18 protein-coding genes are annotated in these 21,103 nt (G+C 37.9%); 8 read left to right on the forward strand and 10 right to left on the reverse strand.

What is annotated here, in order from left to right:
* Positions 1 to 6 precede the first annotated feature (6 nt).
* On the reverse strand, positions 7 to 1,479 hold the full coding sequence (locus EA772_RS18845) for a glycoside hydrolase family 130 protein (protein WP_010601747.1): 1,473 nt from the start codon (positions 1,477 to 1,479) through the stop codon (positions 7 to 9).
* A gap of 158 nt (positions 1,480 to 1,637) precedes the next feature.
* Between EA772_RS18845 and EA772_RS18850 the strand changes: the two genes are divergently transcribed.
* Positions 1,638 to 2,780: a HAMP domain-containing sensor histidine kinase gene (locus EA772_RS18850; RefSeq protein ID WP_124914517.1), complete on the forward strand. Its 1,143-nt coding sequence runs from the start codon at positions 1,638 to 1,640 to the stop codon at positions 2,778 to 2,780.
* On the opposite strand, the gene EA772_RS18855 is transcribed toward EA772_RS18850, so the two are convergent.
* Positions 2,781 to 3,866, reverse strand: a complete 1,086-nt coding sequence (locus EA772_RS18855; protein ID WP_124914518.1) for a metallophosphoesterase — start codon at positions 3,864 to 3,866, stop codon at positions 2,781 to 2,783.
* Between the two features lie 171 nt (positions 3,867 to 4,037).
* Between EA772_RS18855 and EA772_RS18860 the strand changes: the two genes are divergently transcribed.
* Entirely contained in the window at positions 4,038 to 5,198 is a 1,161-nt protein-coding gene (locus EA772_RS18860) for a DUF4185 domain-containing protein (RefSeq protein WP_124914519.1), read from the forward strand.
* Here EA772_RS18860 and EA772_RS18865 read toward each other — a convergent pair whose 3' ends face one another.
* The 5 genes from EA772_RS18865 to EA772_RS18885 form a co-directional block, all read right to left on the reverse strand.
* Positions 5,199 to 5,435 (reverse strand): hypothetical protein, encoded by a 237-nt coding sequence (locus EA772_RS18865; protein WP_124914520.1) that lies wholly within the window; start codon positions 5,433 to 5,435, stop codon positions 5,199 to 5,201.
* An 81-nt stretch (positions 5,436 to 5,516) separates the two neighbouring features.
* Positions 5,517 to 6,686, reverse strand: coding sequence for a mannonate dehydratase (uxuA, locus tag EA772_RS18870; protein ID WP_124914521.1), 1,170 nt, complete (start codon positions 6,684 to 6,686; stop codon positions 5,517 to 5,519).
* A gap of 25 nt (positions 6,687 to 6,711) precedes the next feature.
* Positions 6,712 to 7,536, reverse strand: coding sequence for an SDR family oxidoreductase (locus EA772_RS18875; protein ID WP_124914522.1), 825 nt, complete (start codon positions 7,534 to 7,536; stop codon positions 6,712 to 6,714).
* A 20-nt stretch (positions 7,537 to 7,556) separates the two neighbouring features.
* A complete protein-coding gene (locus EA772_RS18880; RefSeq protein WP_124914523.1) occupies positions 7,557 to 9,035 on the reverse strand; it encodes a glycoside hydrolase family 30 beta sandwich domain-containing protein in 1,479 nt (492 codons plus the stop codon).
* Between the two features lie 178 nt (positions 9,036 to 9,213).
* The gene (locus tag EA772_RS18885) at positions 9,214 to 11,043 is read right to left on the reverse strand and encodes a glycoside hydrolase family 2 protein (RefSeq protein WP_124914524.1); all 1,830 of its coding nucleotides are present in this window, start codon (positions 11,041 to 11,043) and stop codon (positions 9,214 to 9,216) included.
* Positions 11,044 to 11,383: 340 nt separating this feature from the next.
* Between EA772_RS18885 and EA772_RS18890 the strand changes: the two genes are divergently transcribed.
* On the forward strand, positions 11,384 to 12,400 hold the full coding sequence (locus EA772_RS18890; RefSeq protein WP_124914525.1) for a LacI family DNA-binding transcriptional regulator: 1,017 nt from the start codon (positions 11,384 to 11,386) through the stop codon (positions 12,398 to 12,400).
* On the opposite strand, the gene EA772_RS18895 is transcribed toward EA772_RS18890, so the two are convergent.
* Complete coding sequence (locus tag EA772_RS18895) at positions 12,397 to 13,626, reverse strand: MFS transporter (protein ID WP_124914526.1); 1,230 nt, start codon at positions 13,624 to 13,626, stop codon at positions 12,397 to 12,399. The genes EA772_RS18890 and EA772_RS18895 overlap by 4 nt on opposite strands.
* A 170-nt stretch (positions 13,627 to 13,796) precedes the next feature.
* On the opposite strand from EA772_RS18895, the gene EA772_RS18900 reads away from it, so the two are divergent.
* The 3 genes from EA772_RS18900 to aqpZ all read left to right on the forward strand — a co-directional run bounded on the left by EA772_RS18900 (position 13,797) and on the right by aqpZ (position 16,086).
* Positions 13,797 to 14,240: a MarR family winged helix-turn-helix transcriptional regulator gene (locus EA772_RS18900; RefSeq protein WP_116168028.1), complete on the forward strand. Its 444-nt coding sequence runs from the start codon at positions 13,797 to 13,799 to the stop codon at positions 14,238 to 14,240.
* A gap of 45 nt (positions 14,241 to 14,285) precedes the next feature.
* The gene (locus EA772_RS18905; RefSeq protein ID WP_124914527.1) at positions 14,286 to 15,122 is read left to right on the forward strand and encodes an MBL fold metallo-hydrolase; all 837 of its coding nucleotides are present in this window, start codon (positions 14,286 to 14,288) and stop codon (positions 15,120 to 15,122) included.
* A gap of 256 nt (positions 15,123 to 15,378) precedes the next feature.
* Positions 15,379 to 16,086: an aquaporin Z gene (gene aqpZ, locus EA772_RS18910; protein WP_124914528.1), complete on the forward strand. Its 708-nt coding sequence runs from the start codon at positions 15,379 to 15,381 to the stop codon at positions 16,084 to 16,086.
* Between the two features lie 194 nt (positions 16,087 to 16,280).
* On the opposite strand, the gene EA772_RS18915 is transcribed toward aqpZ, so the two are convergent.
* Positions 16,281 to 16,760 (reverse strand): glutathione peroxidase, encoded by a 480-nt coding sequence (locus tag EA772_RS18915; RefSeq protein ID WP_246833992.1) that lies wholly within the window; start codon positions 16,758 to 16,760, stop codon positions 16,281 to 16,283.
* Positions 16,761 to 17,363: 603 nt separating this feature from the next.
* Between EA772_RS18915 and topA the strand changes: the two genes are divergently transcribed.
* Together topA and EA772_RS18925 are read left to right on the forward strand one after the other, a co-directional pair.
* Positions 17,364 to 19,928 carry a type I DNA topoisomerase gene (gene topA / locus EA772_RS18920; protein ID WP_124914529.1) on the forward strand — a complete coding sequence of 855 codons (2,565 nt, stop codon included), beginning with the start codon at positions 17,364 to 17,366 and terminating at the stop codon, positions 19,926 to 19,928.
* A gap of 87 nt (positions 19,929 to 20,015) precedes the next feature.
* Complete coding sequence (locus tag EA772_RS18925) at positions 20,016 to 20,420, forward strand: hypothetical protein (RefSeq protein WP_124914530.1); 405 nt, start codon at positions 20,016 to 20,018, stop codon at positions 20,418 to 20,420.
* A gap of 42 nt (positions 20,421 to 20,462) precedes the next feature.
* On the opposite strand, the gene EA772_RS18930 is transcribed toward EA772_RS18925, so the two are convergent.
* Positions 20,463 to 20,885, reverse strand: coding sequence for a nuclear transport factor 2 family protein (locus tag EA772_RS18930; protein WP_010602289.1), 423 nt, complete (start codon positions 20,883 to 20,885; stop codon positions 20,463 to 20,465).
* Positions 20,886 to 21,103: the final 218 nt, after the last annotated feature.

Genomic DNA, 21,103 nt, shown 5'->3' on the forward strand with positions numbered 1-21,103 from the left:
CGAAAGCTATTTCTCGTTATTTTCTAATAACCTGTTTAATAAAAGTTCAAGATTTACTGTGGCAAATGATGAACTGTAATCTGACAATCCGTAAGGAATAATTAATTCGCCGTTGCTAATAATTGAGCCGCAAGAATATACGACGTTTGGCACATAACCTTCACGTTCATCATTATTTGGAATAATGAGGGGTTCGGTTAAATGACCTATTTCTTTACTTGGATCATCTAAATCTAAAAGAACAACACCAATACAATATCTTCTCATCGGTCCTACTCCATGAGTAATAACAAGCCAGCCCTTATCCGTTTCAATTGGAGAACCGCAATTACCAATTTGTACCAATTCCCAATCGTATCGAGGTTGCTTTAAAAGGATTGGATTTTCCCAAACGTTCACTTTATCCGAAAACATAATGTAATTATTCCACCCATCTATCCTACTCATCATCACATACTTTCCATTTATCTTACGTGGAAATAACGCCAGATTTTTATTTTGTGCACCGTCGCCATAAAGTGGAATCACTTTAAACTCATAAAAATCTTCAGTTTGTACCAGTTTAGGAATAATTAAAGATCCATCGAAAGCTGTGTAAGTTGCGTAATAAACGGCTTTGCCATCATCTCTAACAAATTTTACAAAGCGGGCATCTTCAATCCCTTTGCGTTCAAATTCCGAAATCGGGAAAATAACACGATCAGAAATGTCTGTATCTTTAGAAAAACTAATGGTATGATAAGTATCAGATAACCAAAGCACTTTATCAAACTCAACCAGTTTCGACGGGTTGTCTTTATATAAAGTTTTCGAATCTTTGATGATATTACTTAAGCTGGTATACTCAAATTTTTCATCCAGCTGGGCTTCGATTTCTTCTAAAACAGCAGGATCAATCTGTGCGTAGGCAGCTTTCTTTAAGAATAGCTTTTTGACATATATGGCGTTTTTAACCACCTCTGCCTCATCTACATAATCGCCAACCGGCAGCACCTGAATGTTATTATTTTTATCAATTAACGCTCTGCGAAAAACAATAGAAGAGATATGACCTTCTCCAACAGCTCTAAAACTGATGATCACACGCTTTTCACCTTCCACCAAATCAGTTTGGTCTGGATCATCAACAATACTAGGGTTAAAAAAAGCAGCTGATTCTATCGAATATTCATGAGTAAAATAGGCGCCAATCAGCAATCTTGTGTATTGATCCAGATCCTCCATATCAGTTCCCAGTATGGCGAACTGTTTTTTAAGTTTCTTGCAATGGCGGTTCAAAATTTTGGTGATGTTCCTGTGTCGTTTGGAATATTCCTGAAGAATAGGCGATATCAAACTAAAAACTTTATCATCAGAAAATTCCAAAACTTTCCTGATCACTTCAAGTGCTCTTTCTTCTCCGTTGAAAAAAAAACGGGCAATAACCCGTTTCGTATCGGGATGAACTTTAACGGGTTTTCGTTCTATGTATAATCTCATTATTTAAGCATTTTTGATAGTTTATTCGATTGTTTTAAGCAACAGTATATTAACTAAATTACGACTTAATTGTTTCTATTTTTTATCGTTTTGCTGAGATTCTTTACCTTTAACAAGAATCGCTCAAGAGCGAATCTTCATCAATCTAAAACAATATCATGTTCAAAAATATAATTCCGGCAAACGAAGATTTAAGATTAAGAAAACTTATTTATTATGAAATTTTAGATTCTTCTGCTGAACAATCATTTGACAGGATCAGCACCCTAGCAGCAGATATCTTTGATGCTAAAAATGCCGGAATTTGCTTTGTTACAGATGAGGATATCTTTGTAAAGTCGGAAGTTGGCGATTCGATTACAACACAAAGAAATGACCGTTTAATAGCGCAAGCTATTTTACAAGATGAGGTTTTGGTTATTGAGCACACACCTACCGACCAAATTGTCATTCCTTTAGTAGCGGCACCTATAAAATCTCCAGACGGTTTTAACATTGGGGCAATTTATGCGTTTGGGGCCGATGTTAAAAACCCAACGGAAAAACAGAAAAAAATGCTAATGCAATTGGCAGAACTGGTTATTGATAAGCTTGAAACCCGCATTGCTATTAGAAAAACTTTAACTGCGCAAGATGACCGTCTTCATGTACTCATTCATGACTTAAAAAACCCAATGACCACAATTTCGCTGCAATCTGAGCTGGTAAGCAGAATGCCTAACATCGATGATAAAGCTGGACTAATCGCTTCAAAAATTAATCAGCAAGCAAAACGAATGGTGGACAACCTGAATGAAATTTTAAGCTCTGCAAAAAAGGTAAGCGGATCATTCAAGCCTAAAAAGGAAAAAGTAGATTTAAGCTATATTGTGAAGCTGGCTTCTCAAAATCTTGCATCTTTTGCAAAGAAGAAAAATCAAACTATCAACTTCGAAATAGAAAGCGGGCTTGAAATTTTTGGTGATACTGAAAAGCTCACTGATTTATTTTACCATGTGATACATAATGCTGTTAAATTTTCCGGACCTGAAACGGAGATTTCCTTCTCGCAGCAAACGGAAGATAATCTGATCACTATTGCTGTAAAAGATCAAGGTGTTGGCTTAACACCCGAAGATCTGGAATTGTTATTTATAAAATTTGCCAGATTAAGCGCCCAGCCTACGCAGAATGAAAATTCTAATGGATTAGGGCTAACACTTGTTAAAATGTTTGTTGATATGCATAAAGGTAAACTTTGGGCAGAAAGTGGAGGTAAAAATAAGGGCACAACAGTTTATATCCAGCTACCTATTAAATAGTTAATCTAGCAGTTCAGCGAGTTTCATTTCTTCCAGGAGAATTCTTTCCGGGCTTCCTGTTTTTAAAAACGACCATTTGATAAGTCTGATCAAATCGTTTTCAATTTCAATTCCGGTGATATCGCCATCATTAAAGCAGCAGCAGCCGCTGTTGAAATATCCTGGTTTGTATTGCTTAAACTCCGGCGCTTCATCGCCTTTCTTGATTCGCTTTCTAAGCTCCAGGTTGAGCATCTCGATTTCTTTTTCATTATGCGCCGCCGTTGCGTTCTTTAGCTTAAGATAAATTCGTTCCAAATGAGTTAAAGAAGCAAACACCGGCTGATGCGTATGCCCGGTAATTAGCGACGTGTTCATCTGCTCGGCCTGCCAACTGTACATCATGCTATTGTGCTCCGTTTTTAATTGGCTATCGTAAGCAGGGGTATTTGGGTTAATGCGTAAAAATGATTGCAGAGGTGCCCAGATGGTACTCACAAACCATTTGCTAAACCAGTTACCATCACTTTGCAAATCTCCCTGATGACCGTGAGTAAGAAAAATATTTAAAGTTTTAGTATCGACTTTTGTTTTTAAGATCACACCTTCATAAACTGGAATTTTCTGTCCGTAAATCCTGTTCAGGTTGAAACCGGCTAAAGGATCATTATCCCAATACAAATCATGGTTACCGAAGATTTTTGTGAAGGCGCCGGCTTCTATAAAAGCTCTTTCTGCATCAAAAGTTGCCTGGTTATGTTTGATAATGGTTTCCATCAAATTTTCCCAGAGTTCTTCACTATCACCTAAATTGATGTAATGAAAATTATTTTTTCGATAATGATTCAACGCCGCTAAATAATTTGGTTCCGCAAGAGAAAAATCATCAGCGTAATCTCTTGCTCCCTTATGTTGATCGGAAAAAATGATAAATCTATCAGCTTGCTTAACTTCGAGAATAATACCTCGTTTGCCCGGCGACTTCGAAATTGTATGGTATAGGGTTGTCAGAGCATTGTGAATGCGTTTTTGATTAGGTCTTGAGCCAAATTTGTTAGATAGCCTGATTACCCACTTACCTAATAGTTTTTGAAGCAGTTTCCGCATTAAATCTCAATGATGTGGTTAAAATAACAAAAAATATCAGCAAACGTTTCATTTAAATTATTGGCTAAGCCCTCCACTATCTCTACCGCACAGCTAAGTAACATTTACTTTATACAAGTTTCTGTTCGATCAAATATTTCTACTTTAGAAAACTAACCAAGTATCATTAAAATGAAAAACAATCAACCCCTTCAGTTACTAAAACCTTTTATCTTATTTACAGGACTATGTTTAGGGCTCAGTTTTATTAGTCTGGCACAAGTAGCTCAACCAAAAGGCCTACAGCTATCCAATGCAACCAAAGTTGCTCGATTAACAGGAACGCCGCTCGAGGCAGAAAATTTGCCCAGCCCGAACAATACCGCAAAAGCTTATGATGTTGGTGGAACTGATTTGGGTATTTTCTGGCAAATGAAAGGATCGAAAGTTGGCATCTTTTTCGGTGATACACATGGAAGGGAATTTGTTGCGGAGAAAGGTGGCAAAGGAGGTGGCAATGGTGCCAATTGGCGATCGAATGTTCTGGCCTTTTCCAGCGACGATCATTTAGAAGATGGAATTACTATTGATTCGATGGCGCTTGATCAAAATGGAAGTGCCCGCGAAATTTGTGCAGGTGGAAAGACGAATCCTCAAAAATACAATACCTCCATCCCTACTGCAGCAATCAGGGTAAATAACACCGATTATGTGCATTACATGAACATTTACGACTGGGCTGGCGGAAACGGACGATGGTTAACCAATTTCTCATCCTTGTATGCTTCTACTGATGATGGGAAAACCTGGATGAGAAAAAACGAGGTAACTTTTAAAGGTGACAGCAAATTTTCACAAGTTTGTTATGCCAAAAAAGATGGTTATGTTTTTATGATCGGAAGTTTATCTGGCCGTGGCGGACCCGGCTATCTTGCCAGGATTAAAGAAAAAGATATGCTAAATCTTAGCCGCTATGAATATTGGAACGGTAATACTAATCAATGGGAAAAAGGAGATGAAAGCAAGGCAACGGTTGTTATTCCTGGCCCGATTGGAGAAGCATCATTAATTTTCCATAAGAAATATAAGAAATGGATAATTGCTTACAGCTATGATTCTGCCTACGACCCTTCAGCAAAAAGCAAATTTCATGCGCTGGCCTATCGCGATGCAAATGAAATTAACGGAAAATGGAGTGATTTAAAAATACTTGCGGATGTGAACCAGTTTAAAGGCTTATACTGTCCATATATTTATCCACTGAGAAAAAATGAAGATCAATTATACTTTACCATGTCTCAGTGGGAACCTTATAATGTTTATTTGATGAAAGCTGATATTGAGTTAAAATAGTTACGCATCTTCCCCATTCCAAACATCATCGTCAGCATGTTTGATTTCATCATGGCTGGATGTAGATGATTTAAATAGCTCATCATGATGGTAATTTCTTTCTGGGTTTTCAGGTAATGAATCATTATGATCAGGTATCGTTTTCCGCAAATGTTCAGGCTTCTTCACTTCAGGTAAATCATCATGAATGACTGAAGGTTTAAGAATTTGTTTTCCGGGAGTTGATTTGTTATCCATGTTCGGGAATGATCAAATTTCAAGCCATAACTTAAACTATAAAACAAAACCTGTTCGATAAACAGGTTTTGTTTGGTATGATTAATAATTTCCGGTTACTCCAACTTCTAAGCCACGTAATTCAGCCAAACCGCGTAAGCGGCCTATTGCCGAATAGCCAGGGTTTGTTTGCTTAGCCAAATCATCCAGCATTTGATGGCCATGATCAGGACGGAAAGGAATTGCCTGGTCGCGTTTGGCATTTTCATCAGACAAGGCTTTCATAATTTCATACATATTTACATCTCCGCCCAAATGATCAGCTTCATAAAAACTTCCATCCTCATCTTTAGTTACATTGCGTAAGTGTGCAAAATAAACACGCTCTTTCACCGCGTTAAATATTTCTAAAGCATCATTTTTCATTCCCGCTCCTAATGATCCGGTACAGAAACAAACGCCATTAAATGGTTTATCAACCTCTTTAATAATATACTCAAAATCTTCGAGTGTGCTTGCAATTCGTGGTAGGCCTAAGATCGGATAAGGAGGATCATCCGGGTGGATGGTCATTTTAATGCCTTCTTCGGTGCATACATCAGCAATTGAAGAAAGAAAATATTTTAAGTTTTCTTTTAATCCCTGAGTGCCGATAGCGGCGTATTCATTTATACTTGCCCTTAACGTTTCGAGTTCAATTTCTTTTTCATTTGGGATACCCATGAGCACATTTACGCGTAAATCGGCTAATTCCGATTCAGTAAGGGTAGCAAATTTTTCATTTGCCCTTTTTAAAATAGATTCGGCATAATCTGCCTCAGCATTTTCTCTCTGAAGAATATGAAGATCAAAAATCGCTAAATCAATCCAATTAAAATATAGGGCTTTCGAACCATCCGTCATTTCCAAATCCAGCTGGGTGCGTGTCCAATCTAAAACCGGCATAAAGTTATAGCAAACGGTTTTCAGGCCACATTGAGCAAGGTTACGCAAAGAGGTTCTATAGTTCTCGAGGTAATGTTCTGCATCTTTCCTGCGGGTTTTAATAGCTTCATGAACGGGTACACTCTCTACCACAGACCAGGTCAATCCTGCAGCTTCAATAATGGCTTTTCTTTCTTGTATATCTTCCAGAGGCCAAATTTCACCATGTGCAATATGATGAAGCGCAGTTACAATGCCAGTTGCTCCAGCCTGTTTAACATCTTGTAAGCTTACCGGATCTATCGGACCATACCAACGCCAGGTTTGCTCTAATTTTTTGTAGTTCATATATGGTTATTCAGATTTTTAATTTTTAAACTCCGGAGAAAGCACAGAAACCACCATCGACAGTAATGTTTTCGCCATTTACGAATTTTGAGGCGTCGCTTAATAGGTAAATTAAGGCACCAATTAATTCCTCCGGATCACCAAATCTTTTAAATGGTGTTTTAGAGATAATAGCCTCGCCTCTTGCTGTTAAAGAGCCATCCTCATTAGTCAGCAACGCTCTGTTCTGGTTAGTGATAAAGAAACCGGGCACTATCGCATTCATTCTTACTTTATCACCATAACGGTTGGCCAATTCTACCGCCATCCATTTGGTATAACTATCAATGGATGATTTCGCCAGAGAATAGCCTAAAACACGGGTTACTGCCTGGGTTGCCGAAACGGATGATATGTTTACAATGCTTCCGCCATTTTTAGCGATTTCTTTACCGAAAATCTGAGTGGGAACCAATGTTCCAAAAAGATTTAAATCGAAAGCTTGTTTCAGAGCAGAGATGTTAAGATCGAAAATACCACTTGTTGGTTGAACCACAGCTTCGGGAATATTACCACCAGCACCATTAACCAGTGCATCAATCCGACCAAATGTTTTAATGATTTCCGCGTTCGCGGCTATCAAATTTTGCTCGTTAAGCACATCAGCGATGATGTAAATTGCCTTTCCACCAGCTTGGGCTACAGTATCGGCCCTAAGTTTTGCTGCATCTTCATTTCTACCAATAACTACAATTGTTGCCTGGGCGGCAGTAAGTCCGGCAATAAATGCTTCTCCTAAAACACCAGTTGCGCCGGTTACAACAACAACCTTATCTTTTAGAGAAAACAGGCTCTCGATATTTTTTATCATTTATTTAGATTTATATGCGGTTATTCAACTACTAAGGTGGTTATGGAATGTGGCAAGCTCGTTGTGGTGGCAGCCTGACCTTTGATCCATAAACTGTATTTTAATTTTTCATCTGATTGGTTCATCACCACAACGACTAACTTTCCATCTGTATTTAAAAATGCAGTAGACTGTAATAAATCACGGCTAGAGGCCGTACCGATTCTCTTAGCACCCGGACGGATAAATTTTGAGAAATGCCCCATGTAATAGTAAGCATTGGTATAAATTAACTTGTCATTTTTAACATCAGCGTGTACTGGTGCAAAACAGAAGTTTCCAACATGATTTGGCCCACCATTTTCATCTAACAGGATGTTCCAATCCGTCCAGGCTGCAGTACCGGCGTTAAAATCATTTATCATTGAATATCCGTAACGTTCACCCAGCGTCCAGTCATCCAACTTTTTAACATCATATTTTTCTTTACATCCTTCAGTAAAAATTAAGGCCTTATCAGGATAGGCTTCATGTGTTTGGCGAACATTTCCAAATTGCATTCCGCTACCCGTCCATGTTTCATACCAGTGAAACCCGATGCCCCAAACGTATTTCGCAGCTTCCTTATCGTTTAAAATGGTACTTGCTCTTTGAAAGATCTGGTCACGGTTGTGATCCCAGGCGATTAATTTTTTAGATGCTAAACCTGATTTATGAAGCGTTGGGCCTAAGAAGTTTTTGATAAAATCACGTTCCTCCTCTGCCGTGTACACACATGACTCCCAAATCTGTTTTGCCATTGGTTCATTCTGAACTGACAAGCCCCAGATTGGCATACCCATGGCCTCATATGTTTTAATGAATTTAACATAGTGATTTGCCCAGCTTTGACGATACTGAGGTAATAAATGTCCGCCTTTAATTAAGCTGTTATTATCTTTCATCCATGCCGGTGGCGACCAGGGACTAACATATAAAGTAAGCTTACCACCAGCTGCAGCGGTTGCCTGTTTAATTAATGGGATTTTAAATTGCTCATCATGTGCCACACTAAAGGTTTTCAAATCTTTATCATTATCCTCAACATAAGTATAGCTTCCGCTTGAGAAATCGCAACTTGCAATGTTGGTACGGGCAAGCGTGTAGCCAATTCCCTTATCTTTATTATAATATGCAGACAATAATTCCTGTTGATTTTTTTTCGAAAGCTTGGCAAAAGTTTCTGCAGAAGCATCGGTTAATGCACCTCCAATACCTACTAATGTTTGATATTTTATCGTAGGATCAACAAAGATGGTTGGCTCTGTTTCGAAAGGCTGCCTATTTTGTACAAAATTTAAGGTTTCAGTTCTGCTCAATCGATAATCAGATTTTTCCGCAGTCGTGTAAACCGTTACTTTTTTATTGCCTACAGCATACGTTTGAACAGTTTTTGCAACTGTTCTTACGTTTTTTTTGTTTTGTGCAGTTGCAGTAAATGCAGTTGCCAAAATCAATAACATGCTCAAATTTTGTTTCATTATTATTATTTATTTACGTAATACGCCAGATGGCTGGCGAACTCATTTTATTTTGAACTTCGAATTTCCGAATAAATCATTCATTTAAGTCACAAAAACATAATTATTACGTATCATTTTTAAACAGCGCAGGTAACTGTTTATCATTCAGCATTTACTACTTTATTATATTTCAGCTTTATTTATATTTTTCCTGCATTTGATTGTAAAAATTTTTCAGCACGAAATAGGCTTTCTTCTTTTCGCCGGTTTCTGAAATCAAACCTTTACGGTTCCAAAAATTTTGATAGATCGGGTGCTGCCGGCGAGGCGATCTGAAATCTGTCAAAATCCATGGCGTAATTCCTCTGAGTGATTTAATTTTAGATAACATGGTAATTTGATTTTTATACAGTGCTTCCTGGTATTCCTCGCTCCAACGTGTATTTTCATCAGCATGAAAACCTGCTAGAGCATCACCACCAAACTCACTTATAACTACTGGCTTATTGTATTTAATGTTGAAATCAAATTTTGTTATCTCACTCGGTACTCCTCCAAAGTACCAACCGGCATATTCATTAAAACTTACCAAATCAATTTTTTCACCAAGCGGATCGTTTAATACCATGGTACTGCCTTCGCGGTGCACCTCAAGCGCAGCAGCAATTAATCGGGTATCATCCAAACTGCGGGCGGTTTCTACCAAATTGCTCATAAAACTTAATCGGGCATCACTTAAAGGTGTTTCATTGCCAACCGACCAAATGACCACACTTGCACGATTTTTATCCCGAAGAATGAGGTCAGTTAACTGCTGCTTTGCATTTGCATAGGTCGCTGGATTGGTCCAGTTAATGGTCCAATAGACGGGAACCTCCGCCCAGACCATTAAGCCCATTTCATCCGCCAGGCGAATCATATCTTCATTATGCGGATAATGTGCCAGTCGAACGTAATTACAGTTCATGTCTTTAGCCCACTGCAGCATCATCCTCATATCACCTTTGGAGCGTAAGCGACCAGCGATTAATGGATTTTCATCATGAAGTGATATCCCACGTAGAAAAACAGATTTATTATTTAGCAGGATACTATCGCCTTTCGCTTCGATCGTACGAAAACCAATTTTATCATTGATATTTTCTTTATCAGATTTAATATTTGCCTCGTAAAGCTTTGGACTTTCTGGTGACCAAAGACTTAAGTTATTCCACGTAAATTCATCGTCTATTTTCCCTTCGCCATCAGTCTTGTACTTTTTTTCCAATTTCAATTCGGGAATTGATAAGGTTATTTCCTGACCTGCAGTTGCATCTGCTAATCTCAAAGAAAAATTAATCAAGTTATTGTTGCCTTTAACCAATTGTAATTTGTACTCACTAATGAAGTGATCGGGAAATTCTGCCAGGTAAACATCTCGTGTAATGCCACCATAATTCCACCAGTCGGTGTTAGTTGTTGGAATTTCATCAGGCTTCCTGGTGTTATCTACCTTTACCACGACTGAATTTTCGCCAATTTTAAGTTTATTAGTTACATCAAATTGAAATGGTGTGAAGCCACCCTTATGAACGCCAAGTTTTTTCCCATTTAGATAAACATGAGCCTCATAATTTACGGCACCGAAATAGATATAATATTTTTTTCCTTTCTCGGGCTTGGCATCGAATTTTTTACGCAACCAAACTGTGCCTTCATAAAGCTCCAGTTTTTCAGCCTGCGAATTCCAGTCGCCCGGCACATTCATCTGTGGCGAACCACTAAAACTATATTCAATCAGTTCCGACTTATCTTTCTGCTCACGGTCATCAAAAAAGCCGCCCGTTCCTGTTTTAGTTTGATCGAAAGGTTGATGCCGGTAATCATAATAACCGTTTTCATAAGGATCGATAATATAATTCCATTTGCCATTCAGGCTTTGAATATTTCTACCCTGAATATTTTGAATGGTGCTAACCTGGGCGTAACCCATTGATGTGAAGAGCGATAAACAGATTAAAATAATTCGATAGGTTGATTTTAGCATAAATAATCTGGCTTTGTTAATTAATTGATCTTTTCAAAACTAACAATTAATTAACGGACGGTGTTTCCACCGCCCGACTAAATTTGAGCAAAATTTAGATATAATTCATTATCAATGTTTTATACACAGAAGTACTGATACATAACCGTTTCATACCTTAAAGTTCTGACAGGTGTGTTTGTGGTTACCCTCCATGCCTGAGTTGGCGAATCTATAAAAACTACAGATTAAAAACCCTTGATTCTACAGCGAGAGGGCAATAAATCTAGTCGCGTGGACATTTCAAACGTTTGAAATAATTGAGAAATTTTCCTTATCTATGCAATAGCGATTGGACAAGATGAAGCAAAATACTCCTATAACATTGAAATTTCTCGCTGAAAAGCTGAAGATGTCAGTTTCAACAGTGTCAAAAGCGCTGAATAATTACCCAACCATAAATGAGTACACTAAAAAACGTGTTCAGGAAATGGCGAAGGAGTTACGTTTTACCCCAAATAAATCGGCCATAAACCTAAAAGAACGGAAATCGCGGATTATAGGGGTTATTCTACCAAATCTGCTTGATCATTTTTTTACGAGGAGCATTTACGGGGTTGAGCAATTCGCCACGGAAAATGGATACAATATCATCATCAGTCAAACCCATGATGATTTGGAAAAGGAAATTCAATCTGCAAATAGATTGCTTAAAAGTCGTGTTGACGGGTTGATCGTAGCCATATCGAAGCAAACTCAAAATTTTTCCCATTTTGATCAGTTTGAAAACATGGGCACACCTGTTGTTTATTATACCAGAAATCCAAGTTTCAATTTGAACTGTCATAAGGTTTTAGGCAATACATTTCAGGGATGCTATGAGGCAACACAATTTTTAATTGACAGAGGCCATCAAAAAATTGCATATCTAGGTGGACCGAAAATGATCAGTTTTACACATGATCGATTTAATGGCTACATTAATGCATTGAAAGATAACCACGTTTCATTTTCATCTGATCTGGTAGCCTATACTGATTTTGATAGGGAAAATACGATTACTGCCATTCAAAGCCTTTTTAAAAGTTCAGATAACACGCCAACAGCACTGGTTGCTTTTAAGGAGCCCATCTTATTTGATGCCATTAAGTATTTGAAATCAGTTGAACACCCCAACTTTGATAAAATCGAGTGTATCGGTTTTGGTAACACTTCGCTAATCAGCTATCTGGATTTTCCTCCGATAGCATCGGTTGAAGAGAACCCTGAATCTGTGGGAGAAAATGCGATGAGACTGTTATTGCAGCTGATTAATGATGACATTGACATTCAGAACTACCAAAAAGTAATGGTTGATTGCAAGTTGGTGGTTCATTAGGTTAATGAAATCGTATTTCTTCTGACCTCATTACGATGCTTTTCATTATAAACAAAAGCTCCAACAATAAGCAAACCCGCTATACCTTCAAAGGCTACCACGGTTTGTGTACCAAACTGATGGGCCAGATAACCCATAAGCAAACTCCCAAGAGGCAAAACCCCTTGGTAAGCCATAATATAATAACTTAGGGTTCTTCCACGCATTAGATCATCAGCATGTGTTTGTAAGTAAGTGTTGATAGATGACGTTTGCGCCATTAAACCAAGTGCTGCCAAACCTGTGCAAATTAGAGCCAAAATTAGCGATGGACTAATGGCCAATGCCACTACAGAAACCGCCAGAAGTACCCCTGAAACCATCACTATCTTTTGCAGATTTTGTTTCACTTTTAAAGTTGCCATATAAATCGCTCCGAAAAACGCCCCAAAACCGGCAGCACTTTCAAACCAACTAAACGTTGTAGCCGTTCCGTTAAAAACATCTTTAGCAAAAACAGGCAATAAAGTGGTAAAGGGAATCACCAGAAGACTCGATGCAGCCATCATTAAAATCATTGATGCCAGATCTGGAGATGCTTTCAAATAATCATATCCCTTTTTAAGGTCAATCCAGATATTTTCTTTTGATTTTGCATGTGCTGTTAATTTTAATTTCATCATCACCATACAACCAAGCACCGCAATAAAACTAAGGAAGTTGATCAGAAAACAGATATCCTCGCCCAAAGTACTCAAAATTACTCCTGCCAATGCTGGCCCTACTAATCTTGCAGCATTAAAAACGGATGAATTCAAGGCAATGGCATTCGGTAAATCTTCCTTATCATCAATTAAATTAACCATGAGCGACTGTCTGGCCGTTACATCAAATGCGTTCACCAAACCTTGCACCAATGAAAGTGCAGCAATCCAAAATATATCATAAACCTTAAACCAAATCATTAAAGCTAAAGCACCTGCCTGCAACATCAAAATCACTTGTGTATTAATCAATATCTTGTACTTATTATGCCTGTCTACATAACTGCCGGCATAGGGCGCAAGAACCAATGATGGAATTAAACTTAAGAAAGTTACGAGTCCAAGCAAAAAAGCAGAACCCGTTAACCGGTAAACTAGCCAGCTAATTGCAACACGCTGCATCCATGTACCAACTAACGAAATAGCCTGACCTGAAAAAAATAAGCGATAATTATAATGTCTGAGTGAACGAAAAATTGTCATATCAAAAATAGTAAAGTAACTTTACAAAAGTATAAATTTTGTTTGACTTGATAAAGCTAATAACTATAAATTTTATCATCTTAAACTCATTAAATTAAGTATAACAGTAACTGGGTAGATACTTTTGTATTAAAATAACATTATATTTGTAAAGTTTATTTACTAAAGAAATGCCAACATCAACTCAGGAAATTGCTGCAAAATTAAGAAGTACCGTAACACGCCTTACCCGGCAGTTGCGAAAACAGAATGTGAGCTCTGAATTTAGCAACGCAGAATTACTCACGATGTCATTATTAGAACAGCATGGCATGTTACTTTCCACTGAACTGGCTGAAATGGAGCGGGTTTCCAAACAGGCAATTTCTCAAATCATCAATCGGTTAGTTGAGGCAAAATGTGTTGAGCGACAACCGAGTGAAGACGACAAGAGAAAAGTTTTTATCAGTTTAACCAAACTTGGAGAAAAACATATTATAGCCAGTAGAAAAATCAAAGAAGAATGGCTCGTACAAACGATGGAAAAAATATTCTCAGCAGAAGAGATTGCACTCATTCAGGCATTTCTACCTTTACTTTCGCGGTTGGTGGAATATAACGGCACTAAGGTTTAATTTACTTTATCATTATGTAAATTAGCCGTAACTTGCGGTTTCAAAATGGCATTATATTTTACATCAATAAACTCGGGAAGTAACGGTAACTGTTACTATGTTGGCAACGAAAACGAGGCGATTTTAATTGATGTTGGGTTAACTTGCAAAGAAGTTGAACTGAGAGTTAACCGATTAGGATTATCGATCGATAAAATCAAAGCGATTTTCATTTCTCATGAACACAGCGATCATATTAAGGGTTTGAGTGTTTTCGCAAAGAAACATCACTTACCGGTTTACATTAGCACACCAACATACAAAAGCAGCAGACTCATATTAAACGAAGAAAACATTTTTCCGATCTCGCACTCACAGCAAATCAAAATAGGAAGTCTTAACATTTTTGCTTTTTCTAAATTCCACGATGCTGCAGATCCTTATAGTTTTACGGTTGAATGTAATAACGTTAAAGTAGGTGTTTTTACAGATATTGGTTCGGTTTGCGACCGGTTAATCAACCAATTCAAAACCTGCCACGCTGCATTTTTAGAGGCAAATTATTGTACACAAATGTTAGCCAATGGCAGTTATCCATACTTTTTAAAAAGAAGGATAACCAGCGGACACGGGCATTTGAGTAATACACAGGCTTTGGAACTTTTCCAAAATCACAAACCTGCATTTATGAGTCATTTGTTGCTGAGTCATTTATCGAAAGATAATAATGACCCTGACTTAGTTGAAAGTATTTTCAAAAATGTAGCCGGCGATACTTTTGTTAAAGTAGCTTCGCGATACCAGGAGACCGAGGTGTTCTATGTAAGTAAAAGTAGCACAGCAATCCCTACTTATCAGTTCGATCCTGCATCGTATCAGCCAGATCAATTAAACCTCTTCTAGATATTTATTATTAAGAAAATTGCTAAACGGTAAAATATTTTCAAACATTTTTTGAAGATGTTGGTTATATAATTACTTCATAAATAGTTTGTTTGGTTTATTTGGGGCTTAAGGTTTAAGCCCCTTTCTTTTTCCATCAAGTTTTCGAGCTGAACAGTTTCTTGTTAATAAATGCCGACTTTTTAAATTGTAATATTTCATTTACATTTGCAGCAAATCTCCCCCTATTGTTTTTTAATCTTTAATAAAAAATAACATGGAGACGAGTAAATTCTCAAAATTCAGTGCCGAATTTCTGGGCACGTTAGTATTAGTTTTAATGGGTTGCGGTAGCGCAGTAATTGCCGGTGACAATGGTACAACCGGTGTAGGTTTACTGGGAATTTCTTTTGCCTTTGGTTTATCTGTTGTGGCAATGGCTTATGCAATAGGTCACATTTCGGGTTGCCATATTAACCCTGCAATTTCAATTGGTATGGTTGTGGCCGGAAGAATGAAAGCTGGCGAGGCAGCTTATTATGTTGTTGCTCAGGTTTTAGGCGCAATTGCAGGAGCGGGCTTACTTTATTTAATCGTAAGTAACCAGGAAAACTTCGAGATGAAAGAATGGGCTTTAGGCTCTAACGGCTGGGGCAAAGGTTACTTAGCAGAATACAATTCTACTGCAGCTTTTGTTGCTGAAGCAGTTTTTACATTTATCTTCCTACTGGTAATTTTTGGTGCTACCTCAACAAAAAACATCAACGGTGGTTTCGCTGGTTTAGCCATTGGCCTTTCATTGGTACTGATCCATATTGTTGGAATTAAAATTACAGGTGTTTCTGTGAACCCGGCACGTAGTATAGGTCCTGCGGTTTTAGCAGGCGGCGAAGCCATCAAACAAATCTGGCTGTTTGCCGTAGCGCCGGTTGTTGGCGCAGTTTTAAGCGCTGTGGTTTGGAAAACTGTTTTAGAGAAAAACTAACTGAAGATGTGAAAAAGATGATGTAAATTGGATGACAGGATTTAAAAAAATCTTAGGCATCCATACTCACGAAATCTCAATTTAAAAAAAAAGGTAAAATGAATTGAAAATAAATCCAATTCATCTTACCTTTTTTGCTTTTGAAAATGCAAGAGAAAATTATTCCATTTTACATCTCGCATCTTCCAGCCTATTTATAGATTCTTTACAATTGCTTCATCCATCGGCTTTGTTTTTGAGCGAAAGCGATGCACCAACTCCCCTTTTTCGTTGATTAAAAACTTTTCAAAGTTCCATTTAATATCACCTTGTTCTTCGGTATTGGTTTGCGAAGTTAAGTATTTAAATAAAGGACTGATATCATCACCTTTAACGCTGCTTTTTTCTGCTAATAAAAAAGATACGTTGTACTTTCCTGTGCAAAATTCCTTAATCTCTGCATTAGTAGAAAACTCCTGTCCGCCGAAATTTCCGGCTGGAAACCCTATTAACACTACCTTTTTGCCGTATTGTTTTTGAAGTTTCTCCAAATCTTCGTACTGTGGCGTGTAGCCACACTTAGAGGCAGTATTAACGATTAAAATTTTCTTCCCTTTAAACTTCGAAAGTTTTACCTCTTTACCATCGATAGTTTTAAAGCTAAAATCGTAAACATTTTTTGGCGGCGTAGGCATCAAAAAATTTAATAGAATTAAAATTGTGCTGATCATTGTTTTTTCTTTTTATATACGAATATATGCACAAATAGTTTTCTCCACAGGTTTTGATTGTAAATTAAATGCTAAAATGATGAATAGCTCATTAAAGTATTGATATTAGGAAACGAACGCAATATCTGCATCGGCAATCATAGCCCCGCTTTCCCTCCTGCCATGAAAAATGGCATCCGTACAATCGGGTTTAGTTTACCCCATGCAGTTTTTCAAAAGCAGTTATTCGAACTTGTAACGAATAAGCGTTTTCGTTTTTAGTGGTTATATAGGTAGACGCCTTGCAGCTGTTGTAACCTAACTACACTGGCCACCTAAACCCGACCGCGTGAAAAACCCGGAAACCGAGGTACGAGGTTGAGGATTTGAAACATAGGGCGGGACAAAGCCTGAAATTAAAACCATTGAAATTGCTTTCCAAAAATTTAAGAACTATAAAAAATACAGATTAAGGCATCAAAACCGCATCTAATTTGACGAGATTTTGAAAAAAAATTTGTATAAAATTCTGTTCACGTTTGGTTTTATACTTTAATTATAGCTTTATTTGCACAAAATCGTTATTTCATGGCCAAAAATTTATTAATCGTAGAGTCACCCGCAAAAGCTAAAACTATAGAAGGCTATCTAGGCAAAGATTTCCTTGTGAAATCGAGCTATGGCCATATTCGGGATTTGGCTAAAGGCGATATGGCGATTGATATTGCGAATGATTTCGCACAGAAATACGAAGTTCCGGCAGATAAGAAAGCGCTCGTAGCTGAATTAAAAAAACTTGCAAAGGAAGCCGAAATGGTTTGGCTAGCATCCGATGAGGACCGTGAGGGAGAAGCCATTTCCTGGCATTTGTTTGAAACGCTTGGCTTAAAACAAGAGAAAACCAAACGTATTGTTTTTCATGAAATTACGAAACCTGCCATATTAAAGGCGATTGATAGTCCACGAAGTATTGATTACAACCTGGTTAATGCACAACAGGCTCGCCGGGTTTTAGATCGGTTAGTGGGTTTTGAACTTTCACCCGTATTGTGGAAAAAAGTTAAACCATCGCTTTCTGCTGGTCGTGTACAATCTGTTGCAGTGCGCTTAATTGTTGATAGAGAAAGAGAAGTACAAAACTTTAATGCAGCTGCTGCCTATAAAATCACGGCACAATTTTCTACAGGTAAAGGTAAAGAGATTGTAAAAGCAGAATTGCCTCATCGTTTTGAAAGCGAAGCTGATGCCGAGAAATTTTTACAGGATTGTTCAAATGCCAAGTTTGACATCACCAGTCTAGAAACCAAACCTGCGAAACGCAATCCGGCGGCACCCTTTACCACTTCTACCTTGCAACAGGAAGCCTCAAGGAAATTAGGTTTTCCGGTGGCGAGAACCATGCAGGTTGCACAACGCTTATACGAAGCCGGTAAAATTACCTATATGAGAACCGATTCGGTAAACTTATCGGAAACCGCTTTAACTGCTGCTGCTGCCGAAATTAAATCAGCATACGGAGAGAAATATCACCAGCAGAGGGTTTATAGAACAAAATCGGCTGGTGCTCAGGAGGCTCACGAGGCCATCCGCCCTACTTATTTTGATCGCCACACGGTTGACGGGGATATTTCGGAAAGACGTTTATATGACCTGATCTGGAAACGTTCAATTGCCTCACAAATGAGCGAGGCTCTATTTGAAAAAACAACTGCACAGATTACCGCTTCAACACGAAAAGAGTATTTAGTTGCTGAAGGTGAAGTATTAAAATTTGACGGTTTTTTAAAGGTCTATTTAGAATCTACTGATGATGAAGAAGGTGATGAAAAAGAAGGCGGTTCTATTTTGCCTCCATTAGCCAAGGGACAAGAATTATTTTTAAAAGAAATGCAGGCTACGGAGCGCTACTCTCGTCCGCCGGCAAGATATACAGAAGCCAGCTTAGTTAAAAAATTAGAAGAATTGGGCATTGGACGTCCATCTACTTATGCCCCAACCATTTCTACGGTTCAAAATCGTGGCTATGTTGTTAAGGAAGATAGAGATGGTAAACAACGCCAATTTACAGCGATCATTTTAGCTGATGGAAAGGTTACAAAAAACACAAAATCAGAAATTACAGGTGCTGAAAAGCAAAAACTTTTCCCAACAGATATCGGCGAAGTGGTGAATGATTTCCTGGTTGAACATTTTAAAGGAATCGTTGACTTTAATTTCACTGCGAAGGTGGAAAAAGAATTTGATGAGATTGCGCAAGGTTTGCAAGAGTGGACTAAAATGCTACACTCATTTTATAGCCCTTTCCACACTGAGGTAGAAACAACTCTTGAAACCGCAGAACGTGCTACTGGCGAACGTTTGCTCGGTGTTGACCCTGCTTCTGGTAAAAACGTATATACAAAAGTTGGTAAATTCGGTCCGCTGGTTCAAATTGGTGAGCTCGATGAGGAAGAAAAACCGCGTTATGCAAGTTTAATGCGTAATCAATCGGTTGCTACTATTCAGTTAGATGATGCTTTGGAACTGTTCAAGCTGCCGATGCAACTGCCGGATTTTGAAGGCAAAGAAGTAATGGTTGGCGTGGGCCGGTTTGGCCCGTATGTGAAATGGGGAGAAGCCTTTATCTCACTTCCTAAAAATGAAGAGCCACTTTCGGTAACTTATGAACGGGCAGTTCAGATTATACAAGAAAAAATGGATGCGGATGCGCCTATTGCCTATTACGAAGGTTTGGGTGTAACGAAAGGAAAAGGACGTTTCGGTCCGTTTATTAAATGGAACGATTTATTTATAAATATCCCGGCAAAGGGTTACGATTTCGATAATTTGACACAATCAGATATTGAGACTTTGATTGGTAAAAAAGTGGAGAAAGAAGCTAACCGATTCATTAAAGTTTGGGATGCGGAAAAAATTTCAATTGAAAATGGCCGTTGGGGACCTTTTATTCGTTTCGGTAAATTGATGCTGAAGTTGAGAAATAACGAGGTAACAAAGCAAAAATATACCGCTGAAGAGTTGGCTGATGTTGATTTGGAAGTAATCAAAAAGATGATTGTTGAGCAAGTGCCGAATGCTTTTGAAACAAAGAAAAAAGCGCCTGCAAAAAAGAAAGCACCGGCAGCGAAAAAGGCTGTAGCCAAGAAGAAGTAATTTTGAACAACGAATAAGGATTTAAGGTTTATTGTTTAAAAATCGAAATTCATCATCCTTATTTTTTGCTCTTTTATCCCTGTCAAAATGAAAGCAGATTTACCAGAAAATACCGTAGAAGATATCGGAATGGCTGTTGTGCTCATGAGTGAAACTCCTGAAGTGAAAAACTGGACGGTTTACCTAGTCAACCTAAAAAATGAGCCAATTACAAACGTTTTAATTAGTTCAAAAGGTTATGGCGAGAAAGATGGCAAACAAGTTAAAACATCTGTTTTAAGACATTTCATTGGCGATATGGAAGCCAATGATTTTAAAGGCGTTGAGGCTATTGACCCTGAAGTTTTCGGCCTAACAAATGAATACTGGTTAAGCTATTATATTGGTTCTACCATTTATGACAAAAAATTCATCTTTCTTCCTGAAAGTATTATTGACTCCAATTTGATAAAAATTCCATTGGTTAACCGGCCTGGAGTTATGATAAAGTAGTGTATAAGTTTGGAAACGTAGAACACAAAAAGTACAACACAATTAAAGCACTTTAACCGCCTGTCTTCCCAACAACTTCCATCCAGCTTTTTCCTTACTCCAAATTAGCAAAACATGTAACTTTACAGTGCCAGGAATATTCTTATCATTTGTTTTTGCATTTAAGGTGTGGCGCACCAAAGCTGTTTTATTTTGAACGATGATCTTTTGATCAGTTAAGTTGATATCAACAAAATCTGAAGCCCCAGAAAGCAATGCATGCATAAACTCCTGCTTGGTTTCTACTTTACCACTCGAGTGCCCATAACTTAAATCATTCAATACCAACTTGTTCAGCGCTAAACTATCCGGAGAGATCATCAGCTTAGTTAGCCGGTTTACTGCTTCCGCTACATCTGTCTGTTGCGCAAAACCAATATTAACTGTTAAAATCAGGCTTGAAAAAATCAATAGTTTCTTAATCATATCTGGTTGAATTGGGATTGATCTGTAAACTTATCCAAATCATTGCAAAGGAACAAATATAAAACCTGCTCATTGGGCTATTTTTGATCAGCATCACTTCCCTGCCAAATACAAATAATAGATAAGAACCAGCAAAAAAAAGGAAACTATAAACAGATATACATTAACGCAAAATATCCATTAGAAAATCAATAGGTTTAGTATTATAAATCAAAATC

It is taken from the genome of Pedobacter sp. G11 (assembly GCF_003860265.1).
In the GTDB taxonomy this organism is placed as follows: domain Bacteria; phylum Bacteroidota; class Bacteroidia; order Sphingobacteriales; family Sphingobacteriaceae; genus Pedobacter; species Pedobacter agri.

Bases quoted from the DNA above. Each gene is read 5' to 3' on its own strand.
- EA772_RS18845 (WP_010601747.1), bottom strand. From the start codon at position 1,479: ATGAGATTATACATAGAACGAAAACCCGTTAAAGTTCATCCCGATACG.
- EA772_RS18850 (WP_124914517.1), top strand. From the start codon at position 1,638: ATGTTCAAAAATATAATTCCGGCAAACGAAGATTTAAGATTAAGAAAA.
- EA772_RS18855 (WP_124914518.1), bottom strand. From the start codon at position 3,866: ATGCGGAAACTGCTTCAAAAACTATTAGGTAAGTGGGTAATCAGGCTA.
- EA772_RS18860 (WP_124914519.1), top strand. From the start codon at position 4,038: ATGAAAAACAATCAACCCCTTCAGTTACTAAAACCTTTTATCTTATTT.
- EA772_RS18865 (WP_124914520.1), bottom strand. From the start codon at position 5,435: ATGGATAACAAATCAACTCCCGGAAAACAAATTCTTAAACCTTCAGTC.
- uxuA (WP_124914521.1), bottom strand. From the start codon at position 6,686: ATGAACTACAAAAAATTAGAGCAAACCTGGCGTTGGTATGGTCCGATA.
- EA772_RS18875 (WP_124914522.1), bottom strand. From the start codon at position 7,536: ATGATAAAAAATATCGAGAGCCTGTTTTCTCTAAAAGATAAGGTTGTT.
- EA772_RS18880 (WP_124914523.1), bottom strand. From the start codon at position 9,035: ATGAAACAAAATTTGAGCATGTTATTGATTTTGGCAACTGCATTTACT.
- EA772_RS18885 (WP_124914524.1), bottom strand. From the start codon at position 11,043: ATGCTAAAATCAACCTATCGAATTATTTTAATCTGTTTATCGCTCTTC.
- EA772_RS18890 (WP_124914525.1), top strand. From the start codon at position 11,384: ATGAAGCAAAATACTCCTATAACATTGAAATTTCTCGCTGAAAAGCTG.
- EA772_RS18895 (WP_124914526.1), bottom strand. From the start codon at position 13,626: ATGACAATTTTTCGTTCACTCAGACATTATAATTATCGCTTATTTTTT.
- EA772_RS18900 (WP_116168028.1), top strand. From the start codon at position 13,797: ATGCCAACATCAACTCAGGAAATTGCTGCAAAATTAAGAAGTACCGTA.
- EA772_RS18905 (WP_124914527.1), top strand. From the start codon at position 14,286: ATGGCATTATATTTTACATCAATAAACTCGGGAAGTAACGGTAACTGT.
- aqpZ (WP_124914528.1), top strand. From the start codon at position 15,379: ATGGAGACGAGTAAATTCTCAAAATTCAGTGCCGAATTTCTGGGCACG.
- EA772_RS18915 (WP_246833992.1), bottom strand. From the start codon at position 16,760: ATGCCTACGCCGCCAAAAAATGTTTACGATTTTAGCTTTAAAACTATC.
- topA (WP_124914529.1), top strand. From the start codon at position 17,364: ATGGCCAAAAATTTATTAATCGTAGAGTCACCCGCAAAAGCTAAAACT.
- EA772_RS18925 (WP_124914530.1), top strand. From the start codon at position 20,016: ATGAAAGCAGATTTACCAGAAAATACCGTAGAAGATATCGGAATGGCT.
- EA772_RS18930 (WP_010602289.1), bottom strand. From the start codon at position 20,885: ATGATTAAGAAACTATTGATTTTTTCAAGCCTGATTTTAACAGTTAAT.